We start from the raw sequence: 24,499 nt of genomic DNA, 5'->3' as shown, positions 1-24,499 counted from the left end.
AACGGACTCCGGTGGGGGTCGTCACGGCGCGCCGTGACGACCCCCACCCTCGACAGCCGGGGGTACGAGTTGATGATGCGGACGCAGTAGCGACGGCAGGGGAGAGCGGAGATCACCGGCCAGGCGGCGGGTAGCGTACGGGCGGTGAACGGAGGCCGCCAGTGATCACCCGTACCGATGTCGAAGCCGCCGCCGCGCGGATCGCCGGACACGTCCGGCGGACCCCGGTGGTGCGGGTCGAGCCGGGGCCCTACGGGTCGGCCGGCGCGGTCTGGTTGAAGCTGGAGTACCTCCAGCACTCGGGGTCGTTCAAGGCGCGCGGCGCGTTCAACCGGATCCTCGGCGCGGCCGAGGCCGGTGAACTGCCGCCCGAGGGCGTGATCGTGGCGTCCGGGGGTAACGCCGGAGCCGCCGTCGCGTACGCGGCGCGCACGCTCGGGGTGCCCGCCGAGGTGTACGTCCCGGCCACCGCCCCGGCGGTCAAGCTGGCGAAGCTGCGCAGGCTCGGCGCCACCGTGGTCCCGCACGGCAGCGAGTACGCCGAGGCGTACGAGGCGGCCACCAAACGCGCCGCCGACAGCGGGGCGCTGTTCTGCCACGCGTACGACGAGCACGCGATCTGTGCCGGCCAGGGCACCCTCGGTCTGGAGCTGTTGGACCAGGTCGGCGAGGTGGACACGGTGCTGGTCGCGGTCGGCGGCGGCGGGCTGCTGGCCGGGGTGGCCGCCGCCCTGGAGGGGGTCGCCGTGGAGCCGGAGACCGCGCCGGCGCTGCACGCCGCGCTGGCCGCCGGCGGCCCGGTCGACGTCGAGGTCTCCGGGGTGGCCGCCGACTCGCTCGGTGCCCGGCGGGCCGGGACGATCGGCTACGACGTCGCGGTCCGCACCGGGGTGCAGAGCCTGCTGGTCACCGACGAGCAGATCGTCGAGGCCCGGCGCCTGGTCTGGGACCGCTACCGGATCGTGGTGGAGCACGGCACCGCCGCCGCCGTGGCGGCGCTGCACTCCGGGCGCTACCGGCCGGAGCCCGGGGAACGGATCGCGGTGCTGCTCTGTGGCGCCAACACCGATCCGTCCGACCTGGTGACCTGAGCCACCCTCCGTGGTCGCGGCGGGGCGATGCGGCACAATCCGATGATGTCCAGGACGCACCACTACCCGCTCACCGTCACCTGGACCGGCGCCGGCGAGGCCGGGACGGTCAACTACCGGGTGTACGGCCGCGACCACGAGATCACCGCCGACGGCCCGCCGCCGCTGCTCGGCTCCGCCGATCCGACGTTCCGGGGCGAGCCGGAGCGCTGGAACCCGGAGCAGTTGCTCGTCGCCGCGCTGGCCCAGTGCCACATGCTGTCCTACCTCAGCCTCTGCGCCCGCAAGCGGGTGGTGGTGACCGGATATCTGGACGAGGCGGTCGGCACGATGGCGGAGACCGGCGACGGCGGCGGGCGGTTCACCGAGGTGCTGTTGCGCCCCCGGGTGACCGTGGCGGCGCCGGAGATGGTGGAGCGGGCCACGGAGCTGCACGAGGAGGCGCACCGGATCTGCTTCGTCGCCAACTCGGTCAACTTCCCGGTACGCCACGAGCCGGTCATCTCCGTCGCCGCCGCCGGGCAGGGCGCGTAATCCGATGGGCGAGCTGCTGGCCGTCAGTGACCTGCACGTGGCGTACGCCGAGAACCGGAAGCTGGTCGAGGGCTTCGTGCCCGGCTCCGACGAGGACTGGCTGCTGCTCGCCGGTGACGTCGGCGAGCTGGTCGAGGACATCGACTGGGCACTGCGGCTGCTCAAGGAGCGCTTCCGGACCGTGGTGTGGGTGCCGGGCAACCACGAGCTCTGGACGCCGGGCCGGGATCCGGTGCAGGCCCGGGGGGTGCGGCGCTACGAGCTGCTGGTCGAGCTCTGCCGGGAGATCGGGGTGCTCACCCCGGAGGATCCCTATCCGGTCTGGCGCGGGGCGGGCGGCCCGGTGACGGTGGTGCCGCTCTTCCTGCTCTACGACTACACGTTCTGGCCGCCGGGGATCTCCAGCAAGGAGGAGGCGCTGGCCCGGGCGTACGAGGCGCACGTGGTCTGCACCGACGAGTACCTGCTGCACCCGGACCCGTACCCGAGTCGGGAGGCCTGGTGCGCGGACCGGCTGGCGCTCACCGAGCGGCGCCTCGCCGAGCGCGATCCGGCGCTGCCGACGGTGCTGGTCAACCATTTCCCGCTGGTGCAGGAGGTCACCCGGATCCTGCGGTACCCGGAGTTCGCGCAGTGGTGCGGCACGGTGCGGACCGCCGACTGGCACACCCGGTACAACGCCGCCGCCGTGGTCTACGGGCACCTGCACATCCCGCGGGTGAACTGGTTCGACGGCGTGCGCTTCGCGGAGGTGTCCCTCGGCTACCCGCGCGAGTGGCGGCGCCGCGACGTACCGCCGGGACGGCCGCGTCCCGTCCTGCCGTCCCGCGCCGACCGGCGCTGACCGGCTCAGCGGGCGCGGCGCATCCAGAACGCCCCGGTCGGCAGCCCGCGCAGTTCGGCCGGTACCGCCTCCGGCCGCCGGGTCCAGAGCCATGAGGTGAAGAGCAGCACCTGCCAGGCGGCGTTGTCGGTGAGGAACGCCCGGAGCAGGTAGACCTCGGTCCAGTCCCGCCCCTCGCGCAGCCACTTCTCCGGATATTCGAACGGCCAGTGGATGTCGTGCACGTGCACGATCACCCCGGGGTTCAGCGTGGGGAGCACGTGCAGCAGCAGCCACACCACGTCGGAGCCGGCCTTGACCACGTGGGTCGAGTCGACGAAGAGGATGTCGCCGGACCGGAGGGCGGCGAAGGTGGACTGGTCGACCTCCTGCACCCGCCGCTCGATCAGCTCGACCCGGTCGCCGGGGCGCAGCCGGGTGCGGAGCCGTGCCGGGTACGGCTCGACGCAGGTGATCCGCAGCTCGGGCAGGTACCGCTCGGCCACGTCGAGGGCGACCGCGGTGGAGTAGCCGGAGCCGACCTCGATCATCCGGGCCGGCCGGTGGTGCCGGAGCATCGCGTGCAGTACGGCGGCGTCGGTGCGGCCGTACATGCCGTTGTGGTCGTGCCACCGGTCGGTGGGCAGCTCCCGCAGCAGCGGTGCCAGCTCACCCGCCAGCCGGAGCTGCTCCGCCTCCCGCAGGTCCACCCCCACCGGCGGCCGGTCGCGCCAGCCCACCGCCGTCGCCCGGTCGGCCGGAGCGGTGGCCGGTGAGTAGAAGTGGCCCGGCTTCACGTACGGCGGCACGCTGAGCGCGGCGCTGATCGCCCGTGCCCGTCGGATCACCCGGGTCTGGAAGCTGCCTGCCGTCATGCCGGGAATTGTGCCTTTTAACGGGATAGATCGCTACTGTCCGCACCCGACATGCCGGGAGGAGCCTGCCGGGTGCACCGGTTCGGCGGCGTGCTCGACGCCGCGCGGGGCTGACGGCGGACGGCCGCGGCGGGGCAGAATGGGCGGCGTGCCGATCCGCGCCGCGCTGGCGCCGCTGACCAGTGGCTCCACCTACCGCCGGGGCACCTTCCTGCTGCTGGGCGGGGTGCTCCTGCTGCCGTACGTGCTGCTCACGGTGGCCTTCACCCAGATGCTCGCCGACGGCGCCGTACCCCGGGCGGCGACCATGGTGGTGCTGGCCGTCGCTGCCGTGATCGCCGCCGTACCGCTGTTCCTGCGCGGGACGCGCGCCCTGGAGATCGCGGCGGTCCGGGCGCTGCTCGACGTCGACCTGCCCGACCCGGCGCCCGGCGCCGGAATCGACCGGGAGACCCGGCTGCGCTCGGCGCTCTGGATCGGCACCCACCTGCTGGTCGGTGGGCTGGTCGGGCTCGGCCTGGTCGCGGCCCTGCCGATGGCTCTGCTCTTCATCGCCCAGCGCTTCGGGGTCAGCACCGGCGCGATCACCGGGCTGCGGATCGGTCCCCTGGACGAGGGCGACAGCGGCTGGCTCACCCTGACCGGCGTGCTGCTGCTGGTCCTGATCGGGTACGCCGTCGCCGGGCTGGGCGCGCTGGCGACCGTGATGGCGCCGGTGCTGCTCGGCCCCTCGCAGACCGAACGGATCGCCGCGCTGGAGCACCGGGCCGGCCGGCTCGCCGAGCGCAACCGGCTGGCCCGCGAGCTGCACGACTCGGTCGGGCACGCGCTCACCGTCGCCACCCTGCAGGCCGCCGCCGCCGGTGAACTGCTCGACCGTGACCCGGAGTTCGCCCGCCGGGCGCTGCGGGCGATCGAGGAGACCGGCCGCGCCGCGATGGCGGACCTGGATCACGTGCTCGGGCTGCTCCGCCAGCGGGACGGCGACGACCAGCGGTACGGCGACGACCAGCGGGACGACTCCGCGGGGGCCGGTGCGGCCGGCGGAGCGGCGGGGGTCGGCGATGACGGGCTCGCGCCGCAGCGGACTCTCGCCGAGTTGGACCGGCTCGTCGCCGACACCCGGGCCACCGGACTCCCGGTGACCGTCGAGCGGGACGGTGCGCTGGAGGCGCTGCCGGCGGTGGTCTCCCGGGAGGGCTACCGGATCGTCCAGGAGGGACTGACCAACGCGGCCCGGCACGCGGGCGGTCGGGCGGTGACGCTGCGGATCGCCGTACCGGCGGGAAGCCTGGAGATCGACCTGGTCAACGCGCTGGACGGGCCGCCGGGGCGACCTGCCGGGGCGGGGTCCGACCGCGCGGCCGGCCGGCGCCGGCGCGGTCGGGGCCTGGCCGGCATGCGGGAGCGGGTGCTGCTGCTGGGCGGGCGGATGACCGCCGGCCCGGCGGACGGCGCCTGGCGGGTCGCGGTCCGGTTGCCGACCGGGACAGCGGGGGAGCGGGAAACGTGAGGATCTCAGTCCTGCTCGTCGACGACGACGAGCTGATCCGGATCGGGCTGCGCGCCATCATCGACGCCCAACCCGACCTGGCCGTGGTCGGCGAGGCGGTGGACGGTGCGGAGGTGCCGCCGCTGGTGGCCAGGCTGCGCCCGGACGTGGTGCTGATGGACGTACGGATGCCGGCGATCGACGGGATCCAGGCCACCCGCCACCTGCTGGCCACCTCGGCCGACCCGCCCCGGATCCTGGTGGTCACCACGTTCGAGAACGACGAGTACGTCTACGAGGCGCTGCGCGCCGGAGCGCACGGCTTCCTGCTCAAGCGGGCCCGCCCGGCCGAGGTGGTGGACGCGATCCGGGTGGTGGCCCGGGGCGAGTCGCTGCTCTTCCCGGCGGCGGTACGGCGGCTGGTCGCGGCGTACGGGCGCGGGTCGGCCGGGGACCGGCTGCGCCGCGCCCGGCTGACCGAGCGGGAGGGCGAGGTACTGCGCCTGATGGCCACCGGGCTGTCCAACCAGGAGATCGCGGCCGAGCTGGTGCTCGGGGTGGAGACGGTCAAGACGCACGTCGGGAACCTGCTCGGCAAGCTCGGCGCCCGGGACCGTACCCAGGCGGTCATCGCCGCGTACGAGGCCGGCTTCGTGGTCCCGTCGACGGACGGTTGAGCCGGTCCCGCCGCAGGACACGCATCGGGTGGCACCCGGCCCGCGTCGGCGGGTGCCACCCGATGGTCACGGACTCCGACCGGGCTCAGGCGAAGTCGAAGACGAACGGGAAGACGAGGACCACCGTCCAGGCCCAGGCGGCGTAGACGATGACGTAACGGGTCTGCCACTGCTCCAGGCGGGCGAAGGGTGTGCGGCCACGTACGAAGCCGAGGAACAGCCATGCCGACCACGCCAGGTTGGTGAGGAGGATGAGGTTCTCGCCCAGTGCCGCCGTCTTGTTGGGGCTGAAACCCCACTCGGTGATCCGGCCGGTGATCGCCGCCAGCACGATGGCGTCGATGATCAGGGCGGTGACGACGAGCGCGAGCTGCACGTGGTCGAAGAGACCGGACCGGGCGGCGAGGTCACGGGCCGAGATGGCGTACAGCAGCAGGCCCAGCACGACGACGAGCAGCAGGTCGAAGAGGATGAGCACGTCGCGCTCGACGTCGATGCCGTTGGTGGTCCAGATGATGGCGACCAGGAAGGCCAGCAGGGTGGCCGCGAAGAGCGGTGTGAAGACGCGGGTCAGCACCGGCGCCATGTTCTCGATGACGCTCTGCTTCGCCTCGACCAGCCAGGCCGACACGATGATCGCGGCCATGGCGCCGCACGGCAGCAGCCACGATTCGACGAATCCCTCGGCGTCGAGGCCGATGGCGTTGAAGGTGCCCACCGTGAAGGCCGTGAGGACGCCGCCACCCAGCCCGATGAGGGCGAGGTAGATCAGCCACTCCCCGGTGAACCGGATGAAGTCCATCCGCCGCCGGTCGGAACGCCAGTCACCGCCCACGTAGGCGACGCCGACGACCAGCCACAGTGCGAGCGGCAGGTGGATCGCGGTGAGCGCGATGGTCTGCGAGTCACCGGCCAGCGGATACGCGTTCGCGGCGACCGCGCCGAGGACGAACAGTGCCGCGAGCACCCCGATGACCCGCGGTCCGACCCGCCGTTGCCAGGCGAAGTACGCGGCCAGCGCCGGCAGCGCGAAGAGGCTGATGTTTCGCGCCCAGAAGTCGCCATCGTCTCCTGAGATGTCAAGCCCGAACCAGGCCGGCACCTTGATCGCGAGCGCCGCGACGGCCGCGCAGAGCACCATGACCGGCAACTCGCGCCGGGTACGGGCGGCGGTGCGCGCGTCCGGCTCTCCGGGTAGCACGAGCTGTTTCCACAGCCGCTCGGAATGTTCGCGGGCGAATTCCCGGGACAGCTCGTCGAGGCTGCCCATGCGTTTGACCGCGATCAGGAACGCCTCGTCGGCCCGCAGGCCGGCCTCGCTCAGCTCGGTGATCCGGCTGCGGAGATGGTCTTCCAGCTCCTCGGTGTCGGTGTGGTGCAGCTCGCGGCGGCGATGGGTGTAGGCCCGCCACTGCGCGATCTGGCCCTCCAGGTCGTTGTCGCTGTCGCCGGTCATCGTCCCGCCCCTCACGCCGGTGCCGTGATCGGCCTGATGGTCTGCGCCGAGCTCCAGACGCCGCGCAGGGCGTCGACGACCGTGGCCCACTGGCGGCGCTGCTCGGCGAGCTCGGCCCGGCCCTGATCGGTGATGCGGTAGTACTTGCGGCGGCGTCCCCCGGGCGGGGTCTGCCAGGCCGACTCGACGTGCCCGTGCCGCTCCAACCGGTGCAGCAGCGGGTAGAGCAGCCCGTCGGTCCACTCCAACTGCCCACCCGACAGGTCGTTGACCTGCTTGAGGATCGCGTAACCGTAGCTCTCGCCCTCGGCGAGGATGCCCAGCACGAGTGGCGTCGCGGAGGCCGCGACGAGATCTTTGGTGATGTGCATCGGACCACCTAACCCTAGAACCTCAATGCATAATAGTTCTAGGTATTGCGGCACCGCAATCCCGGTCGTCACCACCGCCCGGCAGGGAGACCCTCCGCGTCCGGTCGGTGCGTCCGCGCGCAGCGGCCCCGCCGGCACCGGTGCCGGCGGGGCCGCTGCGGAACCCGTTCAGTCCGTCGGCCGGGAGACCACCTCCAGCGCCGGAACGCTGCTGGTCGCCCGCTGGGTCACCACGAAGAGGTACTTCAGGTCGCCGGACCAGGCCAGGCCGCGGGTGGCCGCCACCTCGCCGCTGTCCAGGTCGATCTTCTTTTCCGGCAGGATGCCGCCCACCTCGTAGATCAGCACGTCCTCCCGGCCGCTGGTGTTGCGGCCGATGGCGAGGTAGCGGCTGTCCGGCGACGGGGTCACCGAGTTCGGCCGGAACCCGGTGGCGTACGCCCCGCGCCGGGCCAGGTCGGCCGGGGCGAACGCCTCGGCGTGGTCCCGCGACCCGGAGGCGGTGAACAGGGTCGCCCCGTCCGGGCTCAGCGCCAGGTCGGCCAGGCTGCTGCCGACCACGTCACCCGTCGCGCCCTCGGTCAGCTCGACACCGGCCGCCGAGAAGACCCGCACCGTCGACAGGCTCAGCGAGAGCTGCCCGGCGACCAGCGGCCCGGCGTCGGCGCTCACCGCGCCGAGCAACGGGGCCCGCTGGAAGATCGCCTCGCCCTGCCGGTCGAGCGTGATCGCCGGCGGGGTGGCCGCGGTGTCCAGCGCGCCGATCTTCCCGGCCCACTCGCTCTCGCAGCCGTACCCGAACCAGACCGTGCTGCCGGTCCGGGCCAGGTGGGTCGGGCAGGTCTGCGAGCCGACCGGGTAGCGGGCCGTCTCGGCGTAGGTCGTGGTGTCGATCGCCGAGATGGCGTCGCCGCTGGCCAGCGCGGCGTAGAGCGTGGTGCTGTCGGCGCTCAGCGCCAGGCCGGTCGCCCCGGGCTGGCCGGTGATGGTCTTCTTCACCCGGCCGGAGAAGTCGGTCACCACGATGCCGTTGGTGGTCGGGCCGCCGCTGACGAACACCCGGTCGTGGACGTCGTCGACCACGATGTCCCCGTAGTTCGGCAGCGGCAGCCGGTCGTCGTCCGCCTGGGCCGGCCCGCCTGCGGCGGCCAGGAGCAGCGCCGCCAGCGCCGATCCGGTTGCCATTCGGAGGGTGAACCTGCGCATTTTTTCCACTCCTCTTTCGTCGGTCGCCTCTAGAAATCCGGATTTCTGTCAGGTAGGGGCCAGGCGTTCATAGACCTCCAGCCACCGATCGATCCGCGCGGTCAGGCCGGGATCTGTCACGTGGCCGCGCACCCGGTCGAGTGACGAAACCACCCGCTCCAGATCCTGGAGCGCCCGGGTTTCCTCGTCGGCTGGGCCGTCGATGCCCTCCCGAAATTCCCGACTGCGCCTTTCCGCGGCTTTGAGGGCCTCTTCCTCGGTCAGTGGAATCGCGGCTATCGCGGCCCGGGCCGAGCCGTCCGGGGTTACCTCGTCGGGGAGCCCGGGGGGCGGGGTGTCGAACCGCAGTGCCATTGCCGCGAACCTGACCAGCCAGTACGCGGCGTGCGGCGGGTCGACCTCCCCCATCGTCGTGCCCAGCTCGACGATGGACACGGCGAACGCGAATGGGTCGGCGTCTGCCGGCTCGCCCCGTACCAGCCTCGCCGAAACCTCCGTCTCCGCCGATCCGAGAACGGAAAACCACCACTGGATTCCGGTGCCCGCCGGATAGGTGCTGCGGATCCACCCTGCCCGCTCATCGGGGGGGAGGTTGCGCAGCCGGTCGTATTGCTCTCGGTGGGTGGTCATTATTGAGCGCGGCCTCCGTAATCCCTCCATGCCCTGAGCGGTATCCTAACGCCGGCCGACAAGAATGCGTCGGAACCGCGTTGGAGGAACGTCTGGGAGCATGCCGAGCAGGGAGTGTAATGTCCGGTCCAATTGTCGAACGAGGTTACCCGTCCACCTCGGACCGTCATCTGGCCCGCCCCGAGTACCGCACTTCCGCCGGTGATCACCGTGTGCTTGATTCCTTCCAGGGCAGGCGCTATTCCCAATCGGCCCGCATCGTCGAGCGCCCAGATGAAATCGCCGTCCTTGCCCAGTGCGGCGGCAAAGTCGTCCGATCCCGCATACGTCGGGCTGACCCCCCGGAGGTCGGCCTCCATCAGTTCGATCGGAAGCTCGTCGGGCCTGCTGTTCGGCACCGGATCGCAGTTGTGCACGAGCACCGGCTCGGTGCCCACCGCGACGTAGTACGTGTGCAGCCCGTCGACGGTCAGGTTGTGCACCCGCTGCTGCTGGCTCCAGGCCCGTACGGAGAGGACCCGGACGAGTTCCCGATCGTCCGTACGGAGCCAGTCACCGGCCGCCAGATCCTCGGCATCCGCCCAGCGCCCCTCGGCGTCCAGCCAGAACGGGTGCCCGGCGGTGGCGATGACCGTGCCGGTGGCGTCGCCCCGCGCCCCGTCGGTGTCGACGGTGACCTCGACCAGGTCCTTCGTACCCTCGCCGACGATCAGCGCGACCACCGGCCGGGACTCGGTCAGCCCGGTGACCGGGTCGGTCGCCAGCACCTGGTCACCGACCTGAACATCCTCGATCGGCCTGGTGGTGCCGTCGGCCAGCACCACGCCGGTGCCCGGTGCGAAGCTGTTGCGGCAGCCCGCCGGCTTCGGCGCGGCCGGCGGTGCCTGGGGTGGCGGCGGGGGTTTGGCCGGGCCGGCCGGGGCGTTCCCGCCGGCCGGGGCGTTGCCGCCGGACGGTGTGTCGCCGCCGCCCCTGGCCGGGGGAGCGGGCGGAGCGTCCCCGCCGGTCCTCGGGGTGGGCGCACCCCTGGCACCGGCCGCCACGTCGTCGGCGCCCTTCGCGGTGCCCTGGGCCGCATCGAGACCGGCCTTGCCGTACTTGCCGGCCTTGACCGCGGTGGCGCCGTACCCGGCGAGCGGGATCGCCGAGGTGAACGAAAGCGCGGCGTCGACCTCGTTGCCCTCGGCGAGGTACCAGACGCCGTTGGCGACGTCCGCGACCTCGCCGACCACCGGGATCAAACCGGCGACGTCGAGCGCGGCGTGGCCGATGTCGCTCAACGACGGCCAGTGCCCGGTCAGGTCGACCATGCTGATCGGGTTGCCGCCGCCGAAGGAGTACCGGTTCATCGTGAACGGGTTCACCGAGAGCGACAGGTCCGACAGGGCGCCGTTGTAGAGGTCGAGCGAGAGGAACCGGTTCTCCCCGGGGCTGTAGTCGCGCAGCCCCATGTCGTAGTTGCCGGAGGCGGAGTCCCAGCGGGCGGTGTTGAACCGGTAGACGCCCTCCGGTTCGGCGTCCGGGTTGCCGGCGTCGGGCTTGTCGGCGCCGGTGAAGGAGGCGGTGTCGTCGCCGCCGTACGCGGTGTAGCCGTAGGTGGAGCGGTTGTTGCCCTCCTCGTCGGTCAGGCTCTCCACGTCGGCGTGCGCGTTGTAGCTGTGGTAGGACTGCTCCCGCTCGCCGTCCTCCGGGTCGCTGAGCTGCCCGAGCAGTTCTCCGAAGGGCGAGTACTGATAGGACTTGCGCAGCTCGCCGTCGACCCGCTCGGTGAGCACCTGCTCGGTCAGCCCCAGGTAGTCCAGGGTGGTGGTCTTGGCGTCGTCGCCGCCCGCCTTCGCGGTCCGGCTCACCGTCCGGTCCAGCGGGTCGTACGCGTACCGGGTGGTGTTGGTGGCGGCCCCGGTGCCCTGCCGGTATTCGGCGGTGCGGTCGAAGCCGTCGTAGATGTAGCGCTCGGTCTGCTCGCCGCCGGTGCTGATCCGGCTGAGCCGGCCGAACGGGTCGTAGCCGTAGACGAAGGTGGTGCCGTCGACGGTGGACGAGGCCAGCCGGTTGCGGTCGTACCGGAAGGTGGTGGTGTCGTCCTTGACCTTCTGCTCGATGATGTTGTTGTTCGCGTCGTGCCGGTACGTCTCGGTGGACTTCTCGTCCCCGTCGGTGCCGGACTTCGTCACCGTGCGGACCCGGTCGCGCGGGTCGTAGTCGTAGGTGACGACGTTGTCGAGGTAGTCGTCGTGGTCGTCGGCGTTCTGGAGCCGGGCGGTGTCCTTGGTCTTGTGCGAGTTGGCGTTGTATTCCAGCGTGTGCTCGTTGACCACCGTGCCGCCGGACTTCTTCTCCACCTGGTGCCGTAGCAGCCCGTCGCGGTAGTACTCGAAGTCGACGGTGTTGCCGTTCGGCTTGACCTGCTGCCGCACGTGCGACCGGGCGGTGTAGCTGAACGTGCTGACCCGGTCCTCGGCGTCCGCCCCGGTGGCCCGGTTGGTGACCCGCTCCAGCAGGTCGCGGGCGTCGTATCCGAAGGTCGCGGTCTGGTCGTCGTGCCGCCAGGCCGAGATGTTGCCGTTCGGGTCGTACTCGTAGCCGGTGGTGTTGCGCAGCGCGCCGTCCTTGCGCTCCTCGATCGAGGTCGCCCGGTCCAGCGCGTCGTACCCGATGGTGTACTCGTCGGTCCGGGCCCCGGAGCTGGCGCCGGTGGTCTCGGTGTGGTTGGCGTCGGAGTTGTCCACCAGCACCACGTGCTGGCCGACCGGTATGCCGTCGTCCGAGCGGGACTTGAGCTTGCCGTTGAGGAAGTATTCCCAGCTCATGGTGCGGCTGGATCCGCCGCCCGCGCTGACGAAGGTACGGGAGGTCTGCGCGCCGACGGCGTTGTAGTCGTAGTTGGTCCGGATGCCGAACGGGTCGACCGAGCCGCGCAGCCAGCCGTTGTCGTAGTAGGTCTGCCGGGTGACGTTGCGGACGCTCTGCCCCTCCGAGGGCGGTGCGCTGACCTCGGTGAGCTGCCCGACCTGGTCGTACCTGTAGAAGATCTTGTCCGGGGCGTTGACCGTCCCGTCGTCCGGGTCGAACGGCAGGTGCTTTTCCTTGATCCGGTTCAGCTCGTCGTAGACGACGGTCTGCACGAAGTCGTTCGCTTCGTCGGCGGTCTCCGCCCCGCGCGGCAGGGTGGTCCGGGTCGGGTTGCCGACCTGGTCGTACTCGTAGCGGCTGGTGAAGTAGCGGAGGTCGTCGCCGTCGCCGGAGTGCGGCGTCCGGGCCTCGACCACCATGCCCCGCTCGTCCAGGCGGGTCAGGCTGGTGTTGCCCTCCTGGTCGGTGGTCTCGACGACGTTGCCGTCCCGGTCGTAGCGGACGCTGGCCCGGTGCCCGGCCGCGTCGACCACGGCAGTGACCCGGTGGTTGAGGTCGTACTCGTACTTGGTGGTGTAGTCGTTCGGGTCGGCGGTCTGGTTCTTCTTCGGGTCGACCTCGGTGACCAGGTTGCCGACCGCGTCGTACGCCGCCGTGCTGCGGTGGCCGAGCGGGTCGGTGATGGTCAGCCGCCGGTTCAGCTCGTCGTAGCTGTAGCGGGTGACGAAGTCGTCCGGGTCGTCCCGGGTCAGCGTGCCCCGGGGCCGGGTCTCCGTGAGCAGGTTGCCGACCGGGTCGTAGCGCAGGGTGCTGGTCTTCGCCGGCTCGCCGGCCGACTCACGGGGCGCGGTGAGCGCGACGAGCTGGTCGTTCTCGTCGTACTCGGACCGGGTGACCGCGCCGTTCGCCGCGGTCAACGTGATCATGTTGTCGTTCGGGTCGTACTTCGGGCCCGGCGTGACGATGTACTCACCCGCCGCCGCGTCCTTGGGGATCTTCGTGCTCAGCGGGCGGTTGAGGATGTCGTACGTGAAGGTGCGGGTCTTCTGCCGGGCGTCTACGGAGGACAACACGTTGCCGGTCGCGTCGTAGCTGAAGAAGCTGGAACAGCCGAGCGCGTCGGTGATCCGGCGCGGATAGCCGTTCGCGTCGTAGTCGGCGTAGGTGGTCGGGTTGCCGTTGGCGTCGGTGGTGCTGGTGAGGTGCCCGAACTCGTCGTAGACGTACCGGCTGGTGTAGTCACCGTCGGCTTCGGTGGCCGCGCCCTTCGGGTCGGTGACCGCGACCAGGTTGCCCTTGTCGTCGTAGACGAACTGCCAGCGCCGCCCCTCCGGAGAGGTCTTCTCGGTGAGGTCGGCGACGTGCCCGTCCAGCGCGAACCGGTAGCCGAGCCGGGTCGGCGGGTGGTCGTGCGCGTTCGCCTCGGCGTCCCGGATCTCCAGCGGGTAGCCGGTCTTCTCGTCGTACGTCCAGGTGCTCAGCGCGCCGTTGTGCTCGCGCAGCCGGACCACGTTGTTGTCCGCGTCCCAGACCAGCTTGGTGACCTCGCCCCTGGCGTTGGTCAGCTCCTCGACCCGGCCGTACCCGTCGAGCAGGAACTGTGTCGGGTTGCCGTTGGCGTCGGTCACCGTCGAGGTCAGCTTCGAGCCGTCACCGCCGTCCGCGTCGGCGTACCCGAAGTCGGTGCCGTGCCCCCGGCGGTCGGTGAGTTCGGCGACCCGGCCGCGCAGCAGCGACCCGGCGCCGCTGTCGTGGTACGCGATGTCGGTGTGGTGGCCGTTCGGGTCGACGGCCCGGACCAGCCGGCCGTCGTCGTAGTGGAAGCCGAAGGCCCGCGCCTGCGGGGTGCCGGCGCCGTCGACGATCTCCTGGAGTTCCCCGTCCTCGTTGTAGGTGAAGGTCAGCGTGCGGCCGGAGACGTCGGTGATCGAGCGGAGCTGGTGCGCGATGCTGGCGTTGGTCAGGTTCTGCGCCAGCCGCTTGACCAGCCCGTCGAAGTACGCGTAGTCGTCGCCGGGCTGGTAGTAGTCGAGGGTGAGGGTGCGCCGCCCGGTGGCGTCGACCAGCCCGGTGAGTACGCCGGTGTGCCGGTTGCCGATGCTGGCCTGCGCGTACTCGAAGGTCAGCTCGTTGCCGTTGCGGTCGACCGTCGCGGTCTGGTAGCCGCGCTCGTCGAAGTACATCCGGGTCCGGTCGGGGCCGGTCATCGACCAGCGGCGGGCGTCGTCGTCCTCCGCGGTCCGCTGCAACAGCAGGTTCACCCCGGCCGGGCTGTCGTAGGTCCACTTCGACCGGTCGAGACTGTCGTGGCGGTTCAGCTTGAAGTGGTGTCCGGTGCCGTCCCCGTCGACCAGCGTCACCCGCTCCGGGTCGCCCAGCAGGCCGCCCTGGAACTCCAGCGGCGAGCCGAGCCGGGTCAGCGTGGAGGTGGCCAGTGACCAGCCGGGACCGAGCGCGGAGGTCGAGCCGTCCTGGCTGTTGTAGGCGAGCCGGACGAAGGTGACCGGCCCCCGGCTGGGGTTGGCGATCGGGCTGTAGTCGAGGACGGCGTTGCCGGAGAAGGCGTTCACCGAGATGCCGGAGCCGGCCCCGGTCGCGGTGCCGGCGTACTGGTAGAAGCTCTCCAGGCCGAGCTGGTCGGAGGTGAGGTGCTCGACGGTGACGTCCTGGCGCAGCGGCGGCACGTCGGCGGTCTCGGAGAGCCAGGTGCGGCGGTCGGTGTCCCGCAGGTCCCAGGCGAGGACGTAGCGCTCGCGGTCCTGGCCGAGCAGGCTCTCGCCCGGTGCCTTGACCTTCGCCTCCACCAGCACCGACGCCCCGGGCGCCAGGTCCGTCGGCAGGGCGGTCTCCAGCCGGTTGGTCCCGGTGCGGTCCCGCCCGTCGGGGCTGAACCAGCGGTACGACAGCACGTAACTGCTCTTCGGCAGGATCGCGTCGGTGGTGTTCCGGACGGTGACCTGGATCGGGTACTCGTCGCCGGGAATTATCCGGCGAGGCGCGTCCGGCGCGGAGTAGGCGGCGTCGACCTGGAGCGCGGCCGTCGAGCGGAGCGCCCGGGGGGCCGGCGCCTGCCGGGCGGAGGTGGTCGCGGGCGAGCGGGTCGGCGCCGGGCAGGTGGCCACCGCCGGGCGGGGTCCGTCCGAGCGGGGCGTCGTCTCCGGCCGGGCTTTCGCGGCGGCGGGCGCTGCCGTGGCGGCCGGCGTCGGTGCCACAGCCGCCAGGCTGAGCACCAAGGTCGGTAACAATCCGAAGCTGATGAACCGTCTGTAGCGTTCCACGCCACCCGTACCCTTCGTCGGAATGTCCTGGCCGTAGTGATCGGCCACATCGGTCGCCAGGAACCGATCAGGGCATGACGATGTCAGCGCAGAAACAACTCGGTGCGCTATGAGTTCAGGGCATGCCAGGTCGGCGCATGGCGAAGAATGCGCAGGTGAATAGCAGGAATTGCGGCTGGGTGCTGCTGCCGCGAGAGAAAGATGATCGTGCTATCGGGGCTGAACTGCCCGAATCGACAGTGGTCGGATCAGAGATCGCGACCATCGGCCGTCAGGTCGGCCGGCTCCCCCGTGTGCCCCCTTCCATCGCTATCCCCGATAGCTGAGTGAAAGGATATCGATGGAAGGCAACACTTCTCGACCCCGTTTACTGTCGGGTATTCACATCTTCTGATGCGGCCCGGGAAGGGTGGGGTCCGAGAAGGGTGGGTCAGTCGACGGTGAGCGTCTGGATGGTGATGGCGACCTTCGGCACCCCGCCGCCGGCCGCTCCGAAGGAGTCGTCGTGGCCGCCGGCCGCGACCCGCTCCACGATGTCGAGCCCGCTCGTCACGGTGCCGAACGGGGTGTAGTTCGGCGGCAGGTCACTGTCCCGGTAGATGATGAAGAACTGGCTGCCGTTCGTGCCGGCACCGGCGTTCGCCATCGCCACCACGCCCCGGGTGTACCGCGCACCGTCCAGGTTCTCGTCGGCGAACTGGTAGTCCGGCCCGCCCTGCCCGGTGCCGGTCGGGTCGCCGCACTGGAGGACGAAGATTCCCTCGGTGACCAGCCGGTGGCAGCGGCTCTGGTCGAAGAACTTCCGGTTGGCGAGGTGCTGGAAGCTGGCCGCCGTGCACGGCGTGCGGGCCCGGTCGATGGTGATGACGATCGGCCCGAGGTTGGTCCCGATCCGCATCGTGGCGGTGCCGCTGGTGGGTGCCGCGGCGAAGTCCGGCGTCCCGACCACACTGGTCTCGGGCTGCGTCGGTCGGGTGCCGGCGCCGCACGAGGTGGGGTTGCGTGGCGACGATCCGGCCGACGACGGGGCCGGGGGCCGGCCGGCCGGGCCCGACGCGTCGTCGCTCTCGCCGCTGCGCAGGTAGTAGGTGACCAGACCCGCGCAGCCGAGGCCCAGGCAGAGCACCACCGCGACGGCCGCGCTGACCAGCCCGATCACCAGCGGGCGCCGGCTCTTCGCCGGAGGCGGCGGGGCCTGCTGGTACGGGGGAGCGGGCTGACCGGGTCCGACGGGCGGTTCGGGCGGGGGCTGGTTCACCCGGGCAGCCTACCGAGAAGGTCGATGAAGGTGCGGCCCGGTCCGAGCGTCAGCCCCGGGCGAGTTCCGCCTCGTACGCCTCGGTCAACCGGGTGAAGACGGACTCGCGACCGGCCGGCCGGGGGATGCCGAGATGCTGCTCGCGGAGTTCGTCCATGAACTCGTCCCACAGCTCGGGGCCGCCCCGCTCCAGCAGTTCGGCACGGATCGCCAGCTCGCGGGTGACCGGCAGGTGGCGCCGTCCCCAGGCGCCGAGGTGGGCCAGCACCGGGACGAGCTGGATGGCGGGTTCGGCGAGGCTGTAGATCACCTTTTGTTTGTGGCTCGGGTCCGGGGCTCGGGAGACGAGGCCGCGCTCGGTGAGCCGGTGGAGGCGGTCGGCGAGGATGTTCGAGGCGATCCCCTCCTCGGAGCCGTGCAGCAGCTCGCGGAAGTGCCGGCGGTTGCCGAACATCATGTCGCGGATGATCACCAGTGACCACCTGTCGCCGAGGACCTCCACCGAGAGGTTGATCGGACAGCCCGACCGTTGCTGCTCCACCACGATGCTCCGCCTTCCCTCCAGATACTGATTGCAGTCTACAACCGGATGGACTACTGTCGCACCTGTACCGATTGCTAGATGCAATCAGTAGCGATGGGACGGAGAGTTTCATGAGCCAGCGGGTGGTCTGCGACATCTCGATCTCTGCCGACGGCTTCGTCGCCGGTTCCGGCCAGACGGCGGAAAAGCCGTTCGGCGACGGCCCGACCGACCGGCTGCACGCCTGGATGTTCGAGACTCCGGACGAGAACAGGGCGGAGGTGGACCGGATCGTCGCGGCCGGCGCGTTCGTGATGGGCCGCAACATGTTCGGACCCGTGCGGGGCGAGTGGGACCTCGGCTGGACGGGCTGGTGGGGCGAGGATCCGCCCTACCACGCCCCGGTGTTCGTGCTGACGCACCACCCGCGCGAACCCCTGACAATGCAAGGCGGCACGACGTTCACGTTCGTGACCGACGGCATCGAGTCGGCCCTCGACCAGGCGCGCACGGCGGCCGGTGATCGGGACGTGGCCATCGCCGGCGGGGCGGCCACCGTCAACCAGTACCTCGCCGCCGGCCTGATCGACGAGCTGCGCACCCACGTCGCCCCGGTCACCCTCGGCGCCGGCGAACGCCTCTTCGACGGCGTGCCGCCGCAACAGCTCGAACTCGTCACCGCCCGGGCGGCGTCGCTGGTCACGCACATCAGCTACCGGCCGCTCCGCTGACCGACGCCACGGCCCCGACGCCACGGCCCCGACGCCACGGCCCCGACGCCACGGCCCCGGCGGCTCGGCCCCGGGGCTCGGCCGGCGGCTACATGCCGGTTGAACGTGATGCCTCTGAGGCATATCTATGCCTGACAGGCATCGCGCTCATTCGGCAACTGACTTCCGGCGGGGAGTCAGGGCCGGCGGGTGACGCCGGAGACGAAGCCGCGCCCGGCGGTGGGGCCGAAGGTGAGGGTGGGGCCGGTCGGGTCCTTGCTGTCGCGGACCGCGACCAGGCCGGGCAGGTTGTCCGCGACCTCCACGCAGGCACCGCCGCTGCTGTTGCTGCGGCTGCTCTTGCGCCACGCGGCGCCGGTCAGCTTCATCTCGCTGACACCTCCGAAGTCAGTGCTGGCGGGCGAGTCCGCTGAGGAAGCCGCGCCAGGCGGTGGGGCCGAAGGTGAGGGTGGGGCCGGTCGGGTCCTTGCTGTCGCGGACCGCGACCAGGCCGGGCAGGTTGTCCGCGACCTCCACGCAGGCACCGCCGCTGCTGTTGCTGCGGCTGCTCTTGCGCCACGCGGCGCCGGTCAGCTTCATCTCGCTGACACCTCCGAAGTCAGTGCTGGCGGGCGAGTCCGCTGAGGAAGCCGCGCCAGGCGGTGGGGCCGAAGGTGAGGGTGGGGCCGGTCGGGTCCTTGCTGTCGCGGACCGCGACCAGGCCGGGCAGGTTGTCCGCGACCTCCACGCAGGCACCGCCGCTGCTGTTGCTGCGGCTGCTCTTGCGCCACTGAGCGCCGGTCAACTCCACGTCTCCGCCACCTCCGCGATCAGGTCGAGCGACTGCTGGTGGGGCAGTGCCACGCTCCGGACGGTCTCCCAGATGTCGATCATATGGCCCACGAAGTCCGGTCGGTCGTCCATCTGGCCGGTCCAGTGTCCCTCGAAGTAGGCGACCGGCTCGCCCGTTAGCGGGGTGGCAAGGATGAACGGGCCGTCCAACCCGGCGTAGGCGCCGACCGAGGCCGGCACCACGTGGATCTTCACCTGGGGCACACCGCTGCCGACCTTCACCAGATGCAACAGTTGATCGCGCATCACCGCCGGCCCACCGATGCGGCGGCGCAGCACGTATTCATCGAGCACGAAGGTGAGTAGCGGCGGCTTGTCCCGGGTCAGGATCTCCTGCCGGTCCAGCCGCGCGATCACCTGCTCCTCGACCTCATCGCTAGAGAGCAACCCCGGCCCGGACAGAACCGCTCGGGCATACGCCTCGGTCTGCAACAGCCCCGGCACGTATGACGGCTCGAACCAGCGCAGCGCCTTGGCTTCCGCCTCGATGCCGGCCCACTCGCGGAAGTAGCGCACCACGATCTCGCGGGTGATCTTCTTCTGGATCCGTTCGAAGCGGCCGTCGGTCTCGAAGAACCGGTCGCAGCGGCGGGCGAAGTCCAGGCTCGGCCGGCGCTCGCAGGTCTCCACCTTCGCCACCAGCGTCGGCGAATAGCTGATCGCCTCGGCCAGCGCCGCCTGGGACACCCCGGCGGTGGCCCGGGCGAGGCGCAACTCCTCGGCGAAGTGTTCGAGCATCGGCGAGTGCTCCACTGACGTCCTCCTGACAGGGCGCGGACCGGCGGGATTTGCGCGAATACGGCTTGCTTCGTCCGACACAGAACGGGCTCAGGGTAGTGCCGTCTACAGCAGAGTGTCACTACCGGGGACCGTCGCGGAAACTTCCCCTCCTCCCCATCCGCGGCGGTCCCCGCTCCGAACTCCGAGAAGGAGGCGCGAGTGTGAGCTGGCTACGACGTACCCCGGAACGACACGGCCCGGACTGGCGACGGCTCTGGCGCTACTGCCGCTGCGGCGAGCCGTGGGGTTGCCGCGACCAGCGGCGGCCCGCCACGCCGGCACTGCCGCCGGTGGCGACGGTCCGGGGGCGGGCCCGGCCGGTCAACCACGGCCACTTCCGGGCCTGGAACGCGCCGACGGCCATCTCCGACGGTGCCCGATGACCACCGCCGACCGCGACGGGCAACCGGCGCAACCGGTGCACACGCCCCGGCGCCCGATCTGGCTCTGCCGGATCTGCGCCGTCGACTGGCCCTGCCTGACCGCGCGCAGCCTGCTCACCATCGAATACGTCAACGACCCGATCGCGCTGCACGTCTACCTCGCCAGCATGCTGCAGGACGCGATGGACGACCTCCACCTGCTCAACCCCAACCCCGGTCCCGACCCCGCCCGGATGTACGCCCGATTCCTCGGCTGGCCGAAACCCCGGCTGGAGATCGCCCGCGCCCGCCTACGGGATCGACAACCGCCACCGGCGTCGGGGGGCTGACAGAAGCCGACGAGCCGACGTGACACCATCCGCCGGGGAGGTGGTGCGGATGGCGCGCGACGAGGTCATCGCCGGGCAGGCCGTCTACAACCGGACGGTGCTGGCGGGCTACGACCTGTACGTCCTCGGATTCTCCTGCCGGCTGATCTGGCGGTGCCCGAAGCGGCTCATGCTCGCCAACTACGACCGCAACGTCGGCGAACGCCACCTCGAACTCGGCGCCGGCACCGCCTACTTCCCGGACCGGTGCCGCTTCCCCGGCCCCGCGCCGACGCTGACCCTGGCCGACATGAACCCGACCGTGCTGCGGGTGAGCGCGGCGCGGATCGCCCGCTACCGGCCGACGACGATCCGGGCCGACGTACTCCAGCCGCTGCCCTTCGACGACGACCGGCTCCGGGCCGGCGGCTACGACTCGGTCGGGGCGAACTTCCTGCTGCACTGCCTGCCGGGCACCTGGGCGGAGAAGGGTGCCGTCCTCGACAACGCCAAGACCGCGCTGCGCCCCGGTGGGCGGTTCTTCGGCAGCACCATCCTCTCCTCCGGGGTACCGACCACGGCACCGGCCCGCCGGCTGATGCGGATCTACAACGCCCGGGGCATCTTCCACAACCACGGCGACGACCTGGCCGGGCTCCGTGCCCAGCTCGACGCCCGGTTCCAGGACGTCCGGGTCACCGTGCGAGGCTGCGTGGCCCTGTTCGAGGCGGCGGCACCGGACGACCCCGCCCGGTAGCGGCGTACCGCCATCATGGGCCGATGAGGACACCACGGAACCGACAGATCGGCGTGCTGTACGACCGGGACCGGCCGCCGGAGCACCTCGCCGACTTCGCCCGCGCGGTCGAGGCGCTGGGCGTGGACGACCTGTGGGTCGTGGAGGACCTCGGCTGGACCGGCTCGATGGCCTCGGCGGCCGTCGCGCTCGCCGCCACCGGCCGGATCCGGGTCGGCATCAGCATCGCCCCGGCGCCACTGCGCAACCCGGCCCTGCTGGCCATGGAACTGGCGGCGCTGGCCCGGATGTTCCCCGAACGCCTCGCCGCCGGGATCGGGCACGGGGTCACCGGCTGGATGCGGCAGGTCGGCGCGGCCACCCCGCACCCGCTCGCGCTGCTGGAGGAGACCATCACGGCGGTACGGGCGCTGCTGCGCGGCGAGACCGTCACCCTGCACGGCAGCACCGTGCACCTCGACGCCGTACGGCTGGTGCACCCGCCGGCCGTAGCACCGCCGGTCGTCGCCGGAGTCGTACGGCCGCGCTCGCTGCGGCTCTCCGGCCGGGTGGCCGACGGCACCGTCATCGCCGAGGGCCACGGCCCCGCCGCGCTCACCCGGGCGCTCGCGCAGATCGCCGAGCAGCGGCCCTCGGACGAGCCGCCCCACGAGCTGATCGTGCTCGCGTTCCTGGGCGCCGACCCCCGCTCCGACGCCGCCACCGCGGCGCTGCGATCGCTGGTGGCCGGGCAGGCCGGCTGGCTCGGCACCACCCCGGACGAGGTGTTCGTGGCCGGCGGCACCGCCGGGACCGCCGCCGACGCGGTCCGCTCCCTGTGGGACGCCGGCGCGCACACCGTGGTGCTGCGCCCGGTCGGTGACGACCCGGTCGGCCAGCTACGTCCGGTCCTCGCCGCGCTCGACCGCTGACATCCCCGCGTACCCCAAGGAGCTGGCCAGTGTCCCCCTCACCGTCACGGGTCTTCGCCGCGATAGCGACCGCGAAGCCGCCGACCGAGACCTCGGTGGTGCTGCGCCGGGCGGTCGTGCTCGGCGGCAGCATCGCCGGGCTGATGGCGGCCCGGGTGCTCAGCGACCACGCCGAGGAGGTCCTGATCATCGAGCGGGACCCCTCCGAGGTCGACCGGGGGCCCCGACCGGGCGTACCGCAGGGCAGTCAGGTGCACGCCCTGCTCCCCTCCGGCCAGATGCAGTTGGAACGCTGGTTCCCCGGCTTCGCCGAGCAGGCGTTCGCCCTCGGCGCCCCGCTGCCGCCGTCGGACGCCGCCACCGCGAAGATCTTCGTCAACGGGGAGCTGGGGCTGCCGCCCCGCCCCGCACCCACCGGCCCGATGCTGATCACCACGAGGCCGTTCCTCGAAACGCTGGTCCGGCGGCGCACCCTCGCCGTCGACAACATCCGGATGGTGTACGGCCGGGCGGACGGCCTGGTCTTCGCCGGCCCGCGCGTGACCGGGGCCCGGTACGTGCCCGAGGGCGGCACCGAACCGGTCGTGTGCGACGCCGACCTGGTGGTCGACGCGATGGGCCGGTCCAGCCGGCTCAGCGACTGGCTCGAAGCCGACGGGTGGCCCCGCCCGCCGATGCGCCGGATGCCGATCAAGCTCAACTACGCGACCGCGCTCTACAAACGCGACGAGCAGGTCAGCGACACCTGGGTGGTGGTCTCCCAGACCACCCCGGCCAGAGACCGGACCGCCCGGATCGGCGGGATCAACTCGGTCGAGGGGGACCGCTGGATCATGCTGGTCTCCGGGTACGACCAGGACCGGCCGACCCGCGACGTCACCGACTTCGTGGCCCGCTGCCGGAACCACTTCCCGCCGATGTTCGGCCAGATCGCCGAGCGCGGCCAGCTGATCGGCGACGTGGTCACCTACCACCAGGCGGACAGCCGGCGCCGGGACTTCGACGAGCTGGACCGGCTCCCCGCCGGACTGGTCGCCACCGGGGACGCGGTCGCCTCCTTCAACCCCGTCTACGGGCAGGGCATGAGCTCCGCGACGCTGCACGCCTCCTGCCTCTCCGCGTACCTGCGCTCGGGGCCACGGCCGCACGAAGAGCCGGCGTGGGCGTACTTCCGGCAGGTCCGGGTCGTGGTCGACGCCGCCTGGCAGATCTCCACCGCCGCCGACATCGAGTTGCCGCACGTCAACGGCCCCTACCCGCGCGGCTACCGGATCACCAGGTGGGTCGGGGACCTGGTCTTCCGGGTGTCCAGATTCGACCCCGTGATCAGCTCCCGGTTCAACCGGGTCACCACAATGCTCGACCACCCGAGTGTGTTGAGCCACCCCGGCACCCTGCTCCGCGCACTCCGGCTGGGACTCCTCACCCGTCGCCGCCCCCCGACGACCTGACGGCGCTACCTCGACCTGACGGCGCTCCCTCGGGTGGGGGAGGCGGTTACCCCCGGCACGGGAGGTTTCCGGCGCCCGTCCTCGCGATGGTGACAGCACGGCCCCGCGTGGGCCGCCCGGCCGCAGCCGGGTCACCCCGAGGAGGCACGCATGTCCACAGTCACCCCGTCGCCCCAGGCGACGGCTCCACCCGTACCGCCGCCTCCGTGGTCGGCGTGGGTCGGCCACCTCGCGGCCGGATCGGCGGCGCTCGCCGGGCTCGTCGCCCTGCTCTGGACGGTCACCGGCCGGGGCTACCCGTTCGGCGTCGCCGACCCGGACGGCTCCGCCAGCCTGCTCTGGCGGGTGCCGGCGGAGGTCGCCGCCCCGGCCTTCGCCGTGCTGCTGCTCGGCGCGGCCGTCACCGCCCTGGCCATGGCCGGCCCGCACGCGGTACGGCTGCGCGGCGTACCCCGTTCCGCCCTGCTCGGCCACCTGTGGCTGGTCGCCGCCGTCCTGCTGCTGGTGGTGCCGGACGTGCAGGTGCTGATGTACGCCGGGTACGCGCCGATGCTCATCCTCGGCGCGCCGTTCGGCTGGCCGCCGGTGGACTACTCCGAACTCCTCACCGTGGCGCTGGGCGCCAAGGTGCTCGCCGCAACGATCGGGGTGCTGCTGGCCCGGACCGCGCTGACCTGGCAGCGCCGTACCGCCGGCTCCTGCCCGGCCTGCGGACGGGGTGAGCGCGGCACGGCCTGGACCTCGGCGGCGTCGGCCGCTCGCTGGGGCCGGTGGGCGGCCTGGACCGCGGCGGTGATCCCGGTGCTCTACGCGGTCACCCGGCTGGCCTGGGCGGCCGGCGTCCCGCTGGGGATCACCGAGGAGTTCCTCCGGCAGATGCAGGACAGCGGGATCGTCTGGGCCGGTGCCGGGCTCGGCGGCTTCGCCCTGATCGGCGCGGTCCTGACCCTGGGCCTGGTGCAGCGCTGGGGGGAGCGCTTCCCCCGCTGGATGGTCGGGCTGGCCGGCCGCCGGGTGCCGATCACGCTCGCGGTCGTACCGGCCAGCGGGGTCGCGGTCGCGGTGACCGCCGCCGGCCTGGGCCTCTACGGGCAGCCGGAACTCTGGGCCGAGTTGGGCGGCGGCACCCTGATGATGATCCCGATGGCGCTCTGGCCGGTCTGGGGGGTTGCCCTCGGCGCCGCCACCCTCGGCTACCACCTGCGCCGCCGGGGCGGCTGCGCCGACTGCGGCCGGGACGCCTGATCGGCGCGCCCGGGCGGCCCGGCCGACCGACGGGG

The 24,499-nt window shown here is 71.9% G+C and carries 24 protein-coding genes; 12 read left to right on the top strand and 12 right to left on the bottom strand.

The genetic code is table 11. The annotated features are described in order from the left end of the window. The first annotated feature begins 161 nt into the window (after positions 1 to 161). From ACQEUR_RS12605 to ACQEUR_RS12595, 3 genes are read left to right on the top strand one after another with little or no spacing between them, the layout of a single operon-like run. A complete protein-coding gene (locus tag ACQEUR_RS12605; RefSeq protein WP_433029709.1) occupies positions 162 to 1,091 on the top strand; it encodes a threonine/serine dehydratase in 930 nt (309 codons plus the stop codon). Positions 1,092 to 1,136: 45 nt separating this feature from the next. Beyond that, entirely contained in the window at positions 1,137 to 1,625 is a 489-nt protein-coding gene (locus ACQEUR_RS12600) for an OsmC family protein (RefSeq protein ID WP_433029707.1), read from the top strand. 4 nt (positions 1,626 to 1,629) lie between these two features. Further along, on the top strand, positions 1,630 to 2,469 hold the full coding sequence (locus ACQEUR_RS12595) for a metallophosphoesterase family protein (RefSeq protein WP_433029704.1): 840 nt from the start codon (positions 1,630 to 1,632) through the stop codon (positions 2,467 to 2,469). Between the two features lie 5 nt (positions 2,470 to 2,474). On the opposite strand, the gene ACQEUR_RS12590 is transcribed toward ACQEUR_RS12595, so the two are convergent. Continuing rightward, the gene (locus ACQEUR_RS12590; protein ID WP_433029702.1) at positions 2,475 to 3,323 is read right to left on the bottom strand and encodes a class I SAM-dependent methyltransferase; all 849 of its coding nucleotides are present in this window, start codon (positions 3,321 to 3,323) and stop codon (positions 2,475 to 2,477) included. Positions 3,324 to 3,471: 148 nt separating this feature from the next. Here ACQEUR_RS12590 and ACQEUR_RS12585 point away from each other — a divergent pair, with 148 nt between their 5' ends. Both ACQEUR_RS12585 and ACQEUR_RS12580 read left to right on the top strand, forming a co-directional pair. After that, positions 3,472 to 4,836, top strand: a complete 1,365-nt coding sequence (locus ACQEUR_RS12585; protein ID WP_433029700.1) for a sensor histidine kinase — start codon at positions 3,472 to 3,474, stop codon at positions 4,834 to 4,836. Then, positions 4,833 to 5,492: a response regulator gene (locus tag ACQEUR_RS12580; protein ID WP_433029697.1), complete on the top strand. Its 660-nt coding sequence runs from the start codon at positions 4,833 to 4,835 to the stop codon at positions 5,490 to 5,492. The genes ACQEUR_RS12585 and ACQEUR_RS12580 overlap by 4 nt, the downstream gene beginning before the upstream one ends. Before the next feature lie 85 nt (positions 5,493 to 5,577). Here the strand turns inward: ACQEUR_RS12580 and ACQEUR_RS12575 are convergent, their stop codons facing one another. The 7 genes from ACQEUR_RS12575 to ACQEUR_RS12545 all read right to left on the bottom strand — a co-directional run bounded on the left by ACQEUR_RS12575 (position 5,578) and on the right by ACQEUR_RS12545 (position 17,088). Next, complete coding sequence (locus ACQEUR_RS12575; RefSeq protein ID WP_433029695.1) at positions 5,578 to 6,948, bottom strand: permease prefix domain 1-containing protein; 1,371 nt, start codon at positions 6,946 to 6,948, stop codon at positions 5,578 to 5,580. Between the two features lie 11 nt (positions 6,949 to 6,959). After that, positions 6,960 to 7,319, bottom strand: coding sequence for a PadR family transcriptional regulator (locus ACQEUR_RS12570; protein WP_433029693.1), 360 nt, complete (start codon positions 7,317 to 7,319; stop codon positions 6,960 to 6,962). Positions 7,320 to 7,487: 168 nt separating this feature from the next. After that, the gene (locus tag ACQEUR_RS12565) at positions 7,488 to 8,504 is read right to left on the bottom strand and encodes a YncE family protein (RefSeq protein WP_433029691.1); all 1,017 of its coding nucleotides are present in this window, start codon (positions 8,502 to 8,504) and stop codon (positions 7,488 to 7,490) included. A 69-nt stretch (positions 8,505 to 8,573) separates the two neighbouring features. Next, positions 8,574 to 9,155 (bottom strand): hypothetical protein, encoded by a 582-nt coding sequence (locus ACQEUR_RS12560; protein WP_433029689.1) that lies wholly within the window; start codon positions 9,153 to 9,155, stop codon positions 8,574 to 8,576. Beyond that, positions 9,155 to 15,220 (bottom strand): polymorphic toxin-type HINT domain-containing protein, encoded by a 6,066-nt coding sequence (locus tag ACQEUR_RS12555; RefSeq protein ID WP_433029687.1) that lies wholly within the window; start codon positions 15,218 to 15,220, stop codon positions 9,155 to 9,157. Before ACQEUR_RS12555 ends, ACQEUR_RS12560 begins: the two co-directional genes overlap by 1 nt. Positions 15,221 to 15,716: 496 nt before the next feature. Beyond that, a complete protein-coding gene (locus tag ACQEUR_RS12550; RefSeq protein ID WP_433029685.1) occupies positions 15,717 to 16,544 on the bottom strand; it encodes a peptidylprolyl isomerase in 828 nt (275 codons plus the stop codon). A 49-nt stretch (positions 16,545 to 16,593) separates the two neighbouring features. Next, positions 16,594 to 17,088 carry a winged helix-turn-helix transcriptional regulator gene (locus ACQEUR_RS12545; RefSeq protein ID WP_433029683.1) on the bottom strand — a complete coding sequence of 165 codons (495 nt, stop codon included), beginning with the start codon at positions 17,086 to 17,088 and terminating at the stop codon, positions 16,594 to 16,596. A gap of 110 nt (positions 17,089 to 17,198) precedes the next feature. On the opposite strand from ACQEUR_RS12545, the gene ACQEUR_RS12540 reads away from it, so the two are divergent. Continuing rightward, on the top strand, positions 17,199 to 17,798 hold the full coding sequence (locus ACQEUR_RS12540) for a dihydrofolate reductase family protein (protein WP_433029681.1): 600 nt from the start codon (positions 17,199 to 17,201) through the stop codon (positions 17,796 to 17,798). A 176-nt stretch (positions 17,799 to 17,974) separates the two neighbouring features. Here ACQEUR_RS12540 and ACQEUR_RS12535 read toward each other — a convergent pair whose 3' ends face one another. Genes ACQEUR_RS12535 through ACQEUR_RS12520 form a run of 4 tightly spaced genes read right to left on the bottom strand, consistent with a single transcriptional unit; the run spans position 17,975 to position 19,382 of the window. Next, a complete protein-coding gene (locus tag ACQEUR_RS12535; protein ID WP_433029679.1) occupies positions 17,975 to 18,166 on the bottom strand; it encodes a DUF397 domain-containing protein in 192 nt (63 codons plus the stop codon). Between the two features lie 19 nt (positions 18,167 to 18,185). Then, positions 18,186 to 18,377 (bottom strand): DUF397 domain-containing protein, encoded by a 192-nt coding sequence (locus ACQEUR_RS12530; RefSeq protein ID WP_433029677.1) that lies wholly within the window; start codon positions 18,375 to 18,377, stop codon positions 18,186 to 18,188. Positions 18,378 to 18,396: 19 nt separating this feature from the next. Continuing rightward, positions 18,397 to 18,588, bottom strand: a complete 192-nt coding sequence (locus ACQEUR_RS12525) for a DUF397 domain-containing protein (protein WP_433029675.1) — start codon at positions 18,586 to 18,588, stop codon at positions 18,397 to 18,399. Then, complete coding sequence (locus tag ACQEUR_RS12520; protein WP_433029673.1) at positions 18,579 to 19,382, bottom strand: helix-turn-helix domain-containing protein; 804 nt, start codon at positions 19,380 to 19,382, stop codon at positions 18,579 to 18,581. Before ACQEUR_RS12520 ends, ACQEUR_RS12525 begins: the two co-directional genes overlap by 10 nt. 188 nt (positions 19,383 to 19,570) lie before the next feature. Here ACQEUR_RS12520 and ACQEUR_RS12515 point away from each other — a divergent pair, with 188 nt between their 5' ends. The 6 genes from ACQEUR_RS12515 (at position 19,571) to ACQEUR_RS12490 (ending at position 24,464) form a co-directional block, all read left to right on the top strand. Beyond that, the gene (locus ACQEUR_RS12515) at positions 19,571 to 19,792 is read left to right on the top strand and encodes a hypothetical protein (RefSeq protein WP_433029671.1); all 222 of its coding nucleotides are present in this window, start codon (positions 19,571 to 19,573) and stop codon (positions 19,790 to 19,792) included. Further along, on the top strand, positions 19,789 to 20,121 hold the full coding sequence (locus ACQEUR_RS12510; RefSeq protein WP_433029670.1) for a hypothetical protein: 333 nt from the start codon (positions 19,789 to 19,791) through the stop codon (positions 20,119 to 20,121). Before ACQEUR_RS12515 ends, ACQEUR_RS12510 begins: the two co-directional genes overlap by 4 nt. Positions 20,122 to 20,140: 19 nt before the next feature. Beyond that, positions 20,141 to 20,857 carry a class I SAM-dependent methyltransferase gene (locus ACQEUR_RS12505; RefSeq protein WP_433029668.1) on the top strand — a complete coding sequence of 239 codons (717 nt, stop codon included), beginning with the start codon at positions 20,141 to 20,143 and terminating at the stop codon, positions 20,855 to 20,857. A gap of 23 nt (positions 20,858 to 20,880) precedes the next feature. Beyond that, the gene (locus tag ACQEUR_RS12500) at positions 20,881 to 21,768 is read left to right on the top strand and encodes an LLM class flavin-dependent oxidoreductase (protein WP_433029666.1); all 888 of its coding nucleotides are present in this window, start codon (positions 20,881 to 20,883) and stop codon (positions 21,766 to 21,768) included. A 29-nt stretch (positions 21,769 to 21,797) separates the two neighbouring features. Then, complete coding sequence (locus ACQEUR_RS12495) at positions 21,798 to 23,219, top strand: FAD-dependent oxidoreductase (protein WP_433029664.1); 1,422 nt, start codon at positions 21,798 to 21,800, stop codon at positions 23,217 to 23,219. Positions 23,220 to 23,369: 150 nt separating this feature from the next. Further along, entirely contained in the window at positions 23,370 to 24,464 is a 1,095-nt protein-coding gene (locus ACQEUR_RS12490; RefSeq protein WP_433029662.1) for a hypothetical protein, read from the top strand. The last annotated feature ends 35 nt before the right edge of the window (positions 24,465 to 24,499 follow it).

It is taken from the genome of Plantactinospora sp. CA-290183 (assembly GCF_050936375.1).
Classification (GTDB): domain Bacteria; phylum Actinomycetota; class Actinomycetes; order Mycobacteriales; family Micromonosporaceae; genus Plantactinospora.
Note: the sequence above shows the minus strand (reverse complement) of the source record. Positions and strands in the feature narration are given on the sequence as shown.